Source organism: Pseudoduganella albidiflava (assembly GCF_004322755.1).
GTDB classification, from domain to species: domain Bacteria; phylum Pseudomonadota; class Gammaproteobacteria; order Burkholderiales; family Burkholderiaceae_D; genus Rugamonas; species Rugamonas albidiflava.
Genome location: NZ_CP036401.1, coordinates 7,353,845 through 7,367,695 on the forward strand (window position 1 = coordinate 7,353,845; position 13,851 = coordinate 7,367,695).

The 13,851-nt window shown below is 59.8% G+C and carries 8 protein-coding genes and 2 rRNA genes; 8 read left to right on the forward strand and 2 right to left on the reverse strand.

Features of this window, described 5'->3' with window-relative positions; translation table 11 throughout:
• The first annotated feature begins 58 nt into the window (after window positions 1–58).
• Window positions 59–2,932: ribosomal RNA gene (locus tag EYF70_RS30625) — 23S ribosomal RNA — on the forward strand.
• 131 nt (window positions 2,933–3,063) lie between these two features.
• A 5S ribosomal RNA gene (gene rrf / locus EYF70_RS30630) occupies window positions 3,064–3,176 on the forward strand.
• A 499-nt stretch (window positions 3,177–3,675) separates the two neighbouring features.
• On the opposite strand, the gene EYF70_RS30635 is transcribed toward rrf, so the two are convergent.
• Window positions 3,676–5,045, reverse strand: a protein-coding gene (locus EYF70_RS30635) for an IS3 family transposase (protein WP_131144256.1) whose coding sequence is annotated in 2 segments (ribosomal slippage) — window positions 3,676–4,574 and window positions 4,574–5,045 — 1,371 coding nt in all. Because the reading frame shifts where the segments join, the coding sequence is not laid out codon by codon here.
• Between the two features lie 162 nt (window positions 5,046–5,207).
• On the opposite strand from EYF70_RS30635, the gene EYF70_RS30640 reads away from it, so the two are divergent.
• Genes EYF70_RS30640 through rtcA (EYF70_RS30650) form a run of 3 tightly spaced genes read left to right on the forward strand, consistent with a single transcriptional unit; the run spans window position 5,208 to window position 9,546 of the window.
• Window positions 5,208–7,232, forward strand: a complete 2,025-nt coding sequence (locus tag EYF70_RS30640; protein ID WP_131148756.1) for an esterase-like activity of phytase family protein — start codon at window positions 5,208–5,210, stop codon at window positions 7,230–7,232.
• A gap of 51 nt (window positions 7,233–7,283) precedes the next feature.
• On the forward strand, window positions 7,284–8,516 hold the full coding sequence (locus tag EYF70_RS30645; protein ID WP_131148757.1) for an RtcB family protein: 1,233 nt from the start codon (window positions 7,284–7,286) through the stop codon (window positions 8,514–8,516).
• Window positions 8,517–8,520: 4 nt separating this feature from the next.
• Window positions 8,521–9,546 carry an RNA 3'-terminal phosphate cyclase gene (gene rtcA, locus EYF70_RS30650; RefSeq protein ID WP_131148758.1) on the forward strand — a complete coding sequence of 342 codons (1,026 nt, stop codon included), beginning with the start codon at window positions 8,521–8,523 and terminating at the stop codon, window positions 9,544–9,546.
• A gap of 13 nt (window positions 9,547–9,559) precedes the next feature.
• Here the strand turns inward: rtcA (EYF70_RS30650) and rtcR are convergent, their stop codons facing one another.
• Window positions 9,560–11,170 carry an RNA repair transcriptional activator RtcR gene (gene rtcR, locus EYF70_RS30655; RefSeq protein WP_131148759.1) on the reverse strand — a complete coding sequence of 537 codons (1,611 nt, stop codon included), beginning with the start codon at window positions 11,168–11,170 and terminating at the stop codon, window positions 9,560–9,562.
• Window positions 11,171–11,339: 169 nt separating this feature from the next.
• Here rtcR and EYF70_RS30660 point away from each other — a divergent pair, with 169 nt between their 5' ends.
• Genes EYF70_RS30660 through rtcA (EYF70_RS30670) form a run of 3 tightly spaced genes read left to right on the forward strand, consistent with a single transcriptional unit; the run spans window position 11,340 to window position 13,847 of the window.
• Window positions 11,340–11,534, forward strand: a complete 195-nt coding sequence (locus EYF70_RS30660) for a hypothetical protein (RefSeq protein WP_131148760.1) — start codon at window positions 11,340–11,342, stop codon at window positions 11,532–11,534.
• Window positions 11,531–12,766, forward strand: coding sequence for an RtcB family protein (locus EYF70_RS30665; RefSeq protein WP_131148761.1), 1,236 nt, complete (start codon window positions 11,531–11,533; stop codon window positions 12,764–12,766). Before EYF70_RS30660 ends, EYF70_RS30665 begins: the two co-directional genes overlap by 4 nt.
• A 58-nt stretch (window positions 12,767–12,824) precedes the next feature.
• On the forward strand, window positions 12,825–13,847 hold the full coding sequence (gene rtcA / locus EYF70_RS30670; protein ID WP_131148762.1) for an RNA 3'-terminal phosphate cyclase: 1,023 nt from the start codon (window positions 12,825–12,827) through the stop codon (window positions 13,845–13,847).
• Window positions 13,848–13,851 lie beyond the last annotated feature (4 nt).

Consider the following 13,851-nt stretch of genomic DNA (forward strand, 5'->3'; position numbering starts at 1 on the left):
TACAAAAACTCATCAAACACAGTAGTAAATGCTTGCGCTATAGCCGTCAAGGTTATAGGGACAAGTGAATAAGTGCACATGGTGGATGCCTTGGCGATTACAGGCGATGAAGGACGTAGAAGTCTGCGATAAGCTTCGGGGAGCTGACAAACGAGCATTGATCCGAAGATTTCCGAATGGGGAAACCCGGCCTTATAGGTCATCACTCACTGAATACATAGGTGTGTGAAGCGAACGCGGCGAACTGAAACATCTAAGTAGCTGCAGGAAAAGAAATCAACCGAGATTCCCAAAGTAGTGGCGAGCGAAATGGGAAGAGCCTGCATATGATAGTCGGACTGGTAGTGGAAGCCTCTGGAAATAGGCGCCATAGTGGGTGATAGCCCCGTACGCGAAATCAGACCGGTGGTACTAAGTATGCGACAAGTAGGGCGGGACACGAGAAATCCTGTCTGAATATGGGGGGACCATCCTCCAAGGCTAAATACTCGTAATCGACCGATAGTGAACCAGTACCGTGAGGGAAAGGCGAAAAGAACCCCGGGAGGGGAGTGAAATAGATCCTGAAACCGTGTGCATACAAACAGTCGGAGCGGACTTGTTCCGTGACGGCGTACCTTTTGTATAATGGGTCAGCGACTTACATTCAGTAGCGAGGTTAACCGAATAGGGGAGCCGCAGAGAAATCGAGTCCGAACAGGGCGCTAGTTGCTGGGTGTAGACCCGAAACCAAGTGATCTATCCATGGCCAGGTTGAAGGTGCGGTAACACGCACTGGAGGACCGAACCCACTAATGTTGAAAAATTAGGGGATGAGCTGTGGATAGGGGTGAAAGGCTAAACAAACTTGGAAATAGCTGGTTCTCTCCGAAAACTATTTAGGTAGTGCCTCAAGTATCACCATCGGGGGTAGAGCACTGTTATGGCTAGGGGGTCATCGCGACTTACCAAACCATTGCAAACTCCGAATACCGATGAGTGCGAGCTTGGGAGACAGACATCGGGTGCTAACGTCCGGTGTCAAGAGGGAAACAACCCAGACCGCCAGCTAAGGTCCCAAAGATTGGCTAAGTGGAAAACGAAGTGGGAAGGCTAAAACAGTCAGGATGTTGGCTTAGAAGCAGCCATCATTTAAAGAAAGCGTAATAGCTCACTGATCGAGTCGTCCTGCGCGGAAGATGTAACGGGGCTAAGCCAGTCACCGAAGCTGCGGATATCCGCAAGGATATGGTAGGAGAGCGTTCTGTAAGCCTGCGAAGGTGTCTTGTAAAGGATGCTGGAGGTATCAGAAGTGCGAATGCTGACATGAGTAGCGATAATGCGGGTGAAAAGCCCGCACGCCGTAAGCCCAAGGTTTCCTGTTCAACGTTCATCGGAGCAGGGTGAGTCGGCCCCTAAGGCGAGGCAGAGATGCGTAGCTGATGGGAAGCAGGTTAATATTCCTGCACCGTCGTATGATGCGATGGGGGGACGGATCGCGGAAGGTTGTCTGACTGTTGGAATAGTCAGTTTCTGGTTCATAGAAGGTGCTTAGGCAAATCCGGGCACATAATTCAAGGGACTGGGACGAGCGCCCATGTGGCGCGAAGCAATCGGAAGTGGTTCCAAGAAAAGCCTCTAAGCTTCAGTCATACGAGACCGTACCGCAAACCGACACAGGTGGGCGAGATGAGTATTCTAAGGCGCTTGAGAGAACTCGGGAGAAGGAACTCGGCAAATTGGTACCGTAACTTCGGGAAAAGGTACGCCCCAGTAGCTTGACTGCTTTACTGCAGAAGGGTGACAGGGTTGCAATAAAATGGTGGCTGCGACTGTTTAATAAAAACACAGCACTCTGCAAACACGAAAGTGGACGTATAGGGTGTGACGCCTGCCCGGTGCTGGAAGATTAAATGATGGGGTGCAAGCTCTTGATTGAAGTCCCAGTAAACGGCGGCCGTAACTATAACGGTCCTAAGGTAGCGAAATTCCTTGTCGGGTAAGTTCCGACCTGCACGAATGGCGTAACGATGGCCACACTGTCTCCTCCCGAGACTCAGCGAAGTTGAAGTGTTTGTGATGATGCAATCTACCCGCGGCTAGACGGAAAGACCCCATGAACCTTTACTGTAGCTTTGCATTGGACTTTGAACCAATCTGTGTAGGATAGGTGGGAGGCTTTGAAGCGGGGACGCCAGTTCTCGTGGAGCCAACCTTGAAATACCACCCTGGTTTGTTTGAGGTTCTAACCTTGGTCCGTTATCCGGATCGGGGACAGTGCATGGTAGGCAGTTTGACTGGGGCGGTCTCCTCCTAAAGTGTAACGGAGGAGTTCGAAGGTACGCTAGGTACGGTCGGACATCGTGCTAATAGTGCAATGGCATAAGCGTGCTTAACTGCGAGACCGACAAGTCGAGCAGGTACGAAAGTAGGACATAGTGATCCGGTGGTTCTGTATGGAAGGGCCATCGCTCAACGGATAAAAGGTACTCTGGGGATAACAGGCTGATTCCTCCCAAGAGTTCATATCGACGGGGGAGTTTGGCACCTCGATGTCGGCTCATCACATCCTGGGGCTGTAGCCGGTCCCAAGGGTATGGCTGTTCGCCATTTAAAGTGGTACGTGAGCTGGGTTTAAAACGTCGTGAGACAGTTTGGTCCCTATCTGCCGTGGGCGTTGGAAATTTGAAGGGGGCTGCTCCTAGTACGAGAGGACCGGAGTGGACGAACCTCTGGTGTACCGGTTGTCACGCCAGTGGCATTGCCGGGTAGCTAAGTTCGGAAGAGATAACCGCTGAAAGCATCTAAGCGGGAAACTTGCCTTGAGATGAGATTTCCCGGAGCCTTGAGCTCCTTGAAGGGTCGTTCGAGACCAGGACGTTGATAGGTCAGGTGTGGAAGTGCAGTAATGCATTAAGCTAACTGATACTAATTGCCCGTACGGCTTGTCCCTATAACCTTGACGGTTATGAATCAATGATGATTCCTCGCATTTACTCTTTGATGAGAGTTACCCTCGCTTTACTTCTTCCGGATTGAGCAGTGACGTCGCCCCACAGGGGACGGCACTGCGTACAAGTCATGCCTGATGACCATAGCAAGTCGGTCCCACCCCTTCCCATCCCGAACAGGACCGTGAAACGACTTTGCGCCGATGATAGTGCTGCAACCAGTGTGAAAGTAGGTTATCGTCAGGCTGTTATACCGAGAAAAGCCCACCAGTGATCTGGTGGGCTTTTTTCATTTGTGCTTATGGATTGCAGCATGCTGTCGGGCTCCGCTTCAAGCTGTCGAATGCGCCGATTGCTCCGCCGGGCACTGCCCGACGTCGCTACTGCAACCAGTGTGAAAGTAGGTTATCGTCAGGCTGTTACATAGAAAAACCCCGCTAGCGTGTGCTGGCGGGGTTTTTTGCTTTTGGCCACCCCAATTGTTACCGAAAAAACCGGGGACAGGCTCCGATTTCGCCGCGAAACCTGTAGCAAAACCGGGGACAGGCTCCGATTTCGTCTGGAAACCTATAGCAAAACCAGTGACAGGCTCCGATTTCGGGAAACCTTTCGAAAACAATCGGAGCCTGTCCCCGGTTTTCAGAAACCTTTCGAAAACAATCGGAGCCTGTCACTCGTTTTCAGGAAGCTTTCGAACATAATCGGAGCCTGTGAAGTGACCCCAGGAAGTTGGACGGTTTGTTAGCTATGCTACTTGGAGCTGAGTTCTGTACTGCACAGGACTCAGCCCGTTCAACCTAAGCTTGATGCGCTTGTGATTGTAGTAGCGGATGTACTTCACCAGGCCTTTCTTCAGCTCCTCGATACTGGCAAATTTCTGCAGATGGAAGTACTCAGTCTTGAGTACGGCGAAGAAGCTCTCCATGGCAGCGTTATCGAGGCAATTTCCTTTGCGAGACATGCTCTGCACGACATTTTTATCCTCCAGCGCCTTCCGGTAAGCGGGCTTCCGATAGTGCCATCCCTGGTCTGAGTGAAGGATTGGCTTGTCGTCTTTGCCGAGCTTTCGCAGGGCTTTTTTAACCATGTTGGTAACCAAGCTCAGCACTGGCCGGGTGTTCGTCTCGAAGGCGATGATCTCGCCGTTGCACAGATCCATCACCGGCGAGAGATACAGTTTTTTGCCAGCGACATTGAACTCCGTGACATCAGTTACCCACTTCTCGTGCATGGCCGCAGCTTCAAAATCGCGGTCCAAGAGGTTATCTGCAGCTTCGCCCACTTCGCCTTTGTAAGAACGATACTTCTTCGGCCGCACCAGCGATTTCAAGCCGAGCTCGCTCATCAAACGCTGTACACGTTTGTGGTTAACCTTATGCCCGTCCTTGCGGATCTCAGCGGCCACACGGCGATAGCCATAGCGCCCGTGGTTGCCGTCGAAGACGCCCTGAACACGATTTTTTAAGGCCTCGTCACGATCGCCTAGCTTGGCCACTTGCTGCTGATAGTAGTAAGTGCTGCGCGCCAGGCCTGCTACTTCCAGCAAGCCATCCAAAGGGAAACGCTGCCTCAGTTCAGTGATTACTTTCGCTTTTTGCGCGCTATCGCACGCTGCTGCTTCTCTTCCTGAACCAAGGCATCCAGCTTTTTTAGGTAGGCGTTCTCCATCCGCAAGTAGTTCACTTCTTTGAGAAGCTCTTCAAGGGTCTTGGCCTCTTCATCGAGAGGCGTTTGCGGCGCGGGCGGCTGGGATGTGGGCATTTTCTTCGGTCTCTGGCGCGGTCGGGGACTGAGCGCATCTATACCGCCGCTATGATAGCAGCGCTCCCACTGGCCGATGCTGCCGGTGTGGCGCACGTTGAAAATCACGGCCGTCTCGAAACATGACAACTCATGTTTCCACATGTGCTGCAATATCGACAGCTTGCCCTCAGCGCTGTGCCTATGTTGCTTCTTCTCCAGGCCCCCCACGCCATGAGCGTCGTATAGCCTGACCCACAAATAGACCAGGCTAGGATCCACGCCCATCTCGTTGCCCAGACGAACGCATCCTAACGGGCCGGCCCGATATCGATCGACCACCTCTTGCTTGAACTGCACACTGTATTTCGCCATGAAAAACCCCAAAAGTTGGTGTCCAACTTTTAGGGTTCAGTTCACTGTCACCGGTTTTGATGCTCCCGAAGTCCTGGCACGCCGCCGATTGGGGAGCACTGCCTGTCATCGCCAGGTCACGTCATCCTTATAGACTGCGCCTTTTCATTCGAAGAGGCCCGCATGAAGCTCCCCCGTCTTTCCCTGTTATCGCTCGCTGTCATCCTGGCCGCCTGTGGTGGCGATAACGATTCGCCGCCTGCCGCCGCGCCGGTCAAACCCCAGATCAGTGGTGTATTCCTCGATGGAGCGGTCGAGGGAGCGGAATACGTGGCGGGGACAGCGGCGCGGGCGACGACGGGCAGCAAGGGGGAGTTCACTTGCGCCGAAGGCGACACGGTCGCCTTCACGCTTGGGGGCGTTGCACTTGGCAGCGCATCATGCGCCGCAACGATCACCCCGCTGCAGCTGGCCGGCGGCAACGACGTCAAGGACAGCAAGGTCACCAACCGCCTGCTCGCACTGCAACTGCTGGACGACGATGGCGATCCCGCCAATGGCATCAGGATCACGGCCGACGCCCGGACCGCGCTGGCAGGCAAGAGCCTCGACTTCACCGCCGCGCCCGCGGTCTTCGACAAGGCACTCGCCGCGCTGCTGGCCTCCGCCGGAACGAAATACGCCTCCCGCACCATCGACGACGCCCGCCGCATGCTGGTGCGCGAGCACTTCGAGGATACGCTGGCATCGAAGCTGAACGCGCCGGTCGTCGAAAAATTTACGCAAGGCACGGTCGACGTCAGCGTCACCCGCTACCAGATCCAGGCCGACAGCAAGTTCCATATTCCCTATGAAGGCGGCAACGGCAAGGTGAAGCAGGACTTCCCGCTGGGTTTCCTGCCCTCGTATGGTTCCGCGCTGGCTTTCAAGGGCGCTAACGCCAACGGCGACCTGGAGTTCTATGGCCTGACCGACCGCGGCCCCAATGGCGATGGGCCTAACGTGCCGTCTCTCAGCGGTTCGGGAACGATGGGCAGCAAGATCTTCCCGTCGCCGTCGTTCACGCCCTCGATCGGTCTGGTCACCGTCGGCAAGTCCGGCGCGGTGCTGAACTCGTCCATGCCGCTCAAGGCTTCCGCTGCGATGAACACCAGCGGCCTGCCGATTCCGGAAGGCTCGCTCGGCAACTCAGCGGAAATCCCGGTCATGGACACGATGAAGTTCGACGCCGCCGGCAAGGCGAAATTCGACGTGAACGGTATCGACAGCGAAGCCGTGGTGTTCGACAAGGCCCGCAATGCGCTGTGGATTTCCGACGAATACGGCCCCTTCATCGTTAAGGTCGACGCAGGCAGCGGCATCATCCTGGCGAAATATGCCCCGGGCACCGGCTTGCCGAAGATCTTCGCCAGGCGCCGCGCCAACCGCGGCATGGAAGGCCTGACGCTGGACAGCGGCACGGACAAGTTGCATGGTTTCCTGCAAAGCCCGCTGAGCGACGGCAGCGCCATGTATGCCGTGACCGGCAAGAACGAGCAGGTCGAGCGCTTCGCGCGCTTCACCCGGTGGGTGGAATTCGATCCGAAAACCGGCGCGGCAACGAAGATGTACGCCTACCCGATCGCGGCCGCCGATTACCAGGATGGCCGTACCGGCAACGCCAAGCTGGGCGACGTGGCCGCGCTGGGCAATGGCAAGTTCATCGTCATCGAGCAGGGCGCTGATCCGTCAGGCAAAGTATTCAATAAACTGATGCTGGTTGAAATCGGCAATGCGACCGATATCGCCGCCGCCGCGTTCAACGCCGATACGTCGGATCTCGAAAAGAGCTCGATGGCCGGCGCCGCCGTCAATGGCGCCGACTGGTCGAAGGTGGTGCCGCTGAAAAAAACGCAGTTGCTCGACCTGAATGCGCTCGGCTGGCTGGCCGAGAAGGCCGAAGGCCTTGCCGTCGTCGACGGCAATACGCTGGCGATCGTCAACGACAACGACTTCGGCCTGAAAACCCGGGTCTTTGCCCCGTCCGGCGAAGCGGTGGCGGATGCCGATGTCACCAAGTGCAATGTCGATGCCGCCGGCACGATCGCCACCGCCAGTGCGCCTGGCTGCAACGCCGCGAATACGATCCACGTGGCGCGCGGCACCGATCTGGAACGGCCGAGCCGGCTGTGGCTCCTCAAATTCGGCAAGCCGCTCAGCAGTTACTGATCGTGTGCGCCGCTCCTGCCGGATCGCACATAATGCCGGCAGGAGACCAGCATGAGCGCAGATTACGACACCATGGAGGTGAAGGGCGGCCGTCCCGTCAAGATGTGGACGCACGGCGTGCCTGTGGAGCCGGAGGCGAAGGAGCAACTGGCGAACACGGCGAAGATGCCCTTCATTTACAAGCACATCGCCGTGATGCCCGACGTCCACCTGGGCAAGGGATCGACGATCGGCAGCGTGATTCCCACGCTGGGCGCTGTCATTCCGGCCGCGGTAGGCGTCGACATCGGCTGCGGCATGATGGCCGCCAAGACCACACTGACGGCCAGCGACCTGCCCGATAACCTGGGGCCGCTGCGCAGCGCGATCGAAAAGGCGATTCCGCACGGCCTGTCGCCGAAGACGCGCGGCTTCAAGGGGCGCGACGAAGGCTCATGGCAGAATCCGCCGTCCGCCGTCGATATCGCATGGTCGCAGTTGAAGGACGAGTTCGATCTCATCTGCGCCAAGACGCCGAAGCTGCGGCATACCAACAACTACAAGCACCTCGGCACGCTCGGCACCGGCAACCACTTCATCGAAGTCTGCCTCGACGAGGAAGGCGCCGTCTGGCTGATGCTGCACTCCGGTTCGCGCGGCGTGGGCAATGCCATCGGCACGCATTTCATCGAACTGGCGCAGCAGGACATGCGCACCCACCTGGCCAACCTGCCGGACCGCGATCTCGCATACCTGAAGGAAGGCACGCAGCATTACGACGATTACGTGGAAGCGGTGGGCTGGGCGCAGAAATTCGCCCGCATGAACCGCGAGGTCATGATGCAGAACCTGGTCAAGGCTGTCCGCAGCGTCATCAGGAAACCGTTTGAAACGCACGTGGAAGCCGTCAACTGCCACCACAACTACGTGCAGAAAGAGCGCCACTTCGGCCAGGATGTGCTGGTGACGCGCAAGGGTGCCGTGTCGGCCAAGGCCGGGGAGCTGGGTATCATCCCGGGTTCGATGGGCGCGCGCAGCTACATCGTGCGCGGCAAAGGGAATGAAGACAGCTTCACCAGTTGCAGCCACGGCGCTGGCCGCACCATGAGCCGCAGCGAGGCCAAGCGCCGCTTCACCCGCGAAGACCAGGCGCGCGCGACCGAGGGTGTGGAATGCCGCAAGGACGAAGGCGTGGTGGACGAGATCCCGATGGCCTACAAGGATATCGACGCCGTGATGCACGCCCAGCGCGACCTCGTCGAGGTGGTGCATACATTGAAGCAGGTCGTCTGTGTGAAGGGCTGATGCGATGATCGAGCTGGATGGCTCAACAGGAGAGGGCGGCGGACAAATCCTGCGTTCGTCGCTGACGCTGTCGATGATCACGGGGCAGCCGTTCCGGATCAGGAACATCCGCGCCAATCGGCCGAAACCCGGCTTGATGCGGCAACACCTGATGGCGGTGCGGGCTGCCGCCGCCGTATGCAACGCGGACGTCAGCCAGGCGGAGGTGGGCTCCACCGAACTGGCATTCACGCCGCGCTGCATCAAGGGCGGCGTCTACGAATTCGCCATCGGTACCGCCGGCAGTGCCACGCTGGTCATGCAGACACTGATTCCCGCCCTGCTGCATGCGGATGTACCTTCGGTTGTGAAGGTCAGCGGCGGCACCCACAACCCGAAAGCGCCACCGGCGCACTTCATCGAACGCGCATACGTGCGCCTGTTGCAGGCCATGGGCGCCCAGGTCGACTTCGAGTTGAAGCGCTTCGGCTTTTATCCCAATGGCGGTGGCGAAGTCTGCGCCGCCATCTGGCCATGCGCGCAACTACGCCAGCTGCACCTGCCCGAGCGGGGCACGCTGCATCAGGGACGTGCGGAAGCCTACGTGGCGGCGATCCCGCTCTCGGTCGCGCAACGCGAACTCGAATGCATCGGCAAAGCGCTGCACTGGCGGGACGACCAGTTGTCCGCGCATCCGCTGTCCAACGACCAGGGGCCGGGCAATGCGATCGTGATCGTGCTGGAGAGCGAACACGTGACGGAAGTGTTCTCGTCGGTGGGCGAGAAGCGCCGGCGCGCCGAGGACGTGGCCGGCGACGCGGTGCTCGAGGCGCGGCGTTACCTGATCTCCGGTGCCGCGGTGGGCGAACACCTGGGCGACCAGCTGATGCTGCCGCTCGCGCTGGCCGGCGGCGGCAGCTACACGCTGGATCACGTGTCGCAGCATGCGATCACGAATGCGGAAGTGATCGCGCAATTCCTGCCGGTGCACGTGACATTCGAAGCCGGGGAGCGGTACAGCACATGCACGATAGCGCCAAGGGCGGCCTGATGGCATTGGCGGCCTAACGCAGCCCACGCAGGCCGCGCACATCGTCCCACGCCAGCCCATGGCGTGCCAGGTACTTCTTCAACCGGTCGGCATCGTTCGGCTTGGCCTTGTCCATGCGCGACACGCCAAACAGCTTGCGGCCGGCATCGGACAGGCTTGCGCAATCCGCGCAGACTGCTACCACCGCCTCAAGCTGCAGCTTGTCGAACAGGTCCAGCGCCGCGACCCGCTCGCGGCCGAGCAGTGTCTCCAGGTCGATGGCGCCGCGTTCCGGCGCTTCCGGCTCACGCCAGGCATGACGCAGGCGGCCGATCTCGGCATCGGCCACCGATGTCGTGATGCGGCCACCCTCGGCCAGCGTGGCCATGCGCGTCACCGATGCATACAGGTCACGGAAATTCCCTGTCCACCGCGCGCCGGGTGAGGTAGCGAAGCGCAGGAACGCGGCACGCGACTCCTTGTTGAAACGGGCCACCTGGCCGATCTCGACACCGGCTTGCTCCAGCAGGTAATCCAGGTTGGGTTCGATGTCTTCCGGGCGCTCGGCCAGGCTGGGCAGCGAGTAGGTCCACAGGTTGATGCGGGCGAACAGGTCTTCGCGAAAACGGCCAGCCGCCACCTCGTGCGCCAGGTTGCGGTTGGTACCGGCGATGAGCTGGAAATCGCTTTGCACTTCGAGATCGCCGCCTACCGGCAGGAAGCGCTTTTCCTCCACCGCCTTGAGCAGCATGGCTTGCTCGTCTAAACCCAGCTCGCCGATTTCATCGAGGAACAGCAGGCCCTTGTGCGCCGTGCGCAGCAAGCCGGGCCGCTCGGTCGCGGCCCCGGTGAATGCACCCTTCACATGGCCGAACAGCGTCGACGCGGCGCCATCGCCATGCAGGGTGGCACAGTTGATTTCCACGAAGCGGCCGTTCAGCTGGTGGCGAATTTTCTTCAGCTCGAAAATCCGGCGTGCCAGGAAGGACTTGCCGGCCCCGGTGGGACCCATCAGCAGCATGGGTGCGCGCGAGCGGACCGCCACGTGCTCGATCTCGTCGATCATGCGATTGAAGCGGGCATTGCGCGTGGCGATGCCGGATTTCAGCAGCTCCACCCCTTCCGTGCGGGCATGGGAAAAGCGTTGCGCGATCAGGTCATAACGCGACAGGTCCAGGTCGATCAGCGTGTAGTCCCCAGGGCTGCCGAGGCCATGGCGGCGCGGTGGCGAGGATTGCAGCAGGCAGCCGGGAAAATAGCGTGCTTCGGTCATCAGGAACAGGCAGATCTGGACCACGTGCGTGCCGGTGGTGATATGGATCCAGTAGTCCTCCTTGTCGGTGTCGAAAGGATAGCTGCGGGCAAAGTCGAACAGGCAGCCATAGACGTCTTCGAAATCCCAGGCGTCGCGTAGCGGCAGTTCGTGCGCCTGCACGACAGTCTCCGGCGACACCGCACCGATGTCTTCCTTCAACTGCCTGGCGAGCGCCTGGGCGGGCGCGCTGTAAAGCAGCTCGAAGCGGTCGACGACCAGGTCTTCATGCTGGGCCAGGGCCACGCTGGGCCGCCACTTTTCCCAGCGTGCGCTGCCCTTGCCGCCGTCCAGCTGGGTGCCCAGGAAACCGATGATGACCTTCTTCTTCATTTTATAAATCGTTATACGAAAAGATAAATTCTAACGGTTGGCTGTTTTCGTTGCCAGTTTTAAAACGTGGCAAATCAATCACTTGCGAATTTCACTGATCGTGGCACGCCAATTGCAGAAGAGATGGAGGAAGGCTGGCCGACGTGGCTGGCCACGACAGGGGAATTTCATGGATTGGGTGATCAGTGTGACCGGCATGGGGCCGGATCGGCAATCGCCCGGGCTGACGGTAGTCGGCCGGGGCACCAACGGTGGCGCATGGCGCTTCCATGTGCACGCCCCGCGCTGGCAGGCCAGCGTGGCACGGCAGGTTCTTGCCGAGCTGTGCGCATCGAACCCCGCACCGACCAAGGAGAAGCAATGAAAACCGGACAGTACGACATGATGGACGTTGAGGGCGGCAGCCCTGTGAAGATGTGGACGCAGGGCGTGCCGGTCGAGCAGGCGGCGCGCGAGCAGCTCGCTAATACCGCAAGGATGCCGTTCATCTACAAGCACATCGCGGTGATGCCGGACGTCCACCTGGGCAAGGGATCGACGATCGGGAGCGTGATTCCCACGCTGGGTGCGATCATCCCGGCAGCCGTCGGGGTCGACATTGGTTGCGGGATGATGGCCGCGAAGACCACGCTGAACGCGCGCGACCTGCCGGACAATCTGGCACCGCTGCGCAGCGCGATCGAAAAGGCCATCCCGCACGGCATGTCGCCGAAGACGCGTGGCTACCGCGGACGCGACGTGGGATCCTGGCACGATGCGCCATCGACGGTCGATGCCGCCTGGATGCAGCTGAAGGATGAATTCGACGCGATCTGCGAGAAAACGCCGAAGCTGAAGAACACGAACAATCACCGCCACCTCGGCACGCTGGGCGGCGGCAATCACTTCATCGAGGTATGCCTGGACGAGGAAGGTGCCGTATGGTTCATGCTGCACTCCGGTTCGCGTGGCGTAGGCAATGCCATCGGCACGCACTTCATCGAGCTGGCGCAGCGGGAGATGCGCACGCACATGGCGAACCTGCCCGACAGCGACCTGGCCTATCTGCGCGAGGGCACGAGCCACTACGACGATTACGTGGAAGCGGTGGGCTGGGCGCAAAAATTCGCCCGCATGAACCGCGAGGTCATGATGCGCAACCTGATCGCCGCGGTGCGCACCGTGATCGCGAAGCCGTTTGAAACGCACGTGGAAGCGGTCAACTGCCACCACAACTACGTGCAGAAAGAAACGCACTTCGGCAAGGAGGTACTGGTCACCCGCAAGGGTGCGGTGTCGGCACGCGCGGGCGAACTGGGTATCATCCCGGGCTCGATGGGCGCGCGCAGCTTCATCGTGCGGGGCAAGGGGAATGCGGAGAGCTTCCACAGCTGCAGCCATGGCGCCGGCCGCACGATGAGCCGCAACGAAGCGAAGCGGCGTTTCACGCTGGCGGACCAGGAGCGCGCCACCGAGGGCGTCGAATGCCGCAAGGATAGCGGTGTGATCGATGAGATCCCGATGGCCTACAAGGATATCGACGCCGTGATGCGGGCCCAGGATGAACTGGTCGAAGTGGTGCACACGCTGAAGCAAGTCGTATGCGTGAAGGGCTAAATGCCGAGAGCTGAGGCCGAGGGTTGAGCGCTGAGTTAATGGTTGAAAGGATGAAGCGATGATCGAGATAGATGGCTCGCTGGGCGAGGGCGGCGGCCAGATCGTGCGCAGTGCGCTGACGTTGTCGATGGTGACGGGCCAGCCGTTCCGGATCAGGAACATTCGCGCCGGGCGGCCCAGGCCCGGCCTGATGCGGCAGCACGTGGCGGCCGTGAACGCCGCCGCCAGGGTGGCCGCCGCTGAAACCGGCCCGGTCGCGGTCGGAGGGAACGAGCTGTGCTTCGTGCCGCGCACGCTTCGCGGCGGCGATTATGAATTCGCGATCGGCAGCGCGGGCAGCAGTTCGCTCGTGCTGCAGACGCTGCTGCCAGCCCTGCTGCACGCCAGGGAACCGTCGAGCATCAGGATTACCGGCGGCACGCACAATCCGATGGCACCGCCGGTGGAATTCCTGCAGCGAGCCTATCGACCCTTGCTGGAAAGGATGGGGGCGAACTTCGCCATCGACTTGCTGCGGCATGGCTTCTATCCGGCAGGTGGCGGTATGGTGGAAGCGCGGGTAAGCCCGGTCGAGGCCTGGCGGCCTGTCGATCTGCTGGAGCGGGGCGATCGCAAGGGCGGTTACGCGGAAAGCGTGATCGCCGGCGTGCACCAGAGTGTGCTGACGCGGGAGCTGGAATGCGTGCGTACGGCGATGGGCTGGACCGAAGAGCAGATGAAGCCCGTGGCCCTGCCCGACAGCCACGGCCCGGGCAACGTATTGCTGCTGACCGTGGAACATGACCATGTCACCGAGGTGTTTACCGCTTTCGGCGAAAAGATGCTGCGCGCCGAGGCGGTGGCCAAGCGCGCGGTGCAGGAAGCGCGCCGCTACCTGGCTTCAGGCGCCGCCGTGGGGGAATACCTGGGCGATCAGCTGATGCTGCCGATGGCCCTGGCCGGCGGCGGCAGCTTCAGTGTCGAGCGCGTTTCCCAGCATGCGCGTACCAACGCGGACATCATCAGCCTGTTCCTGCCGGTGACGTTCAGGTTCGAACAGCGCGACCGCCACGCCGTCTGCACGGTGGAGCGGCGCGCTTGACGCG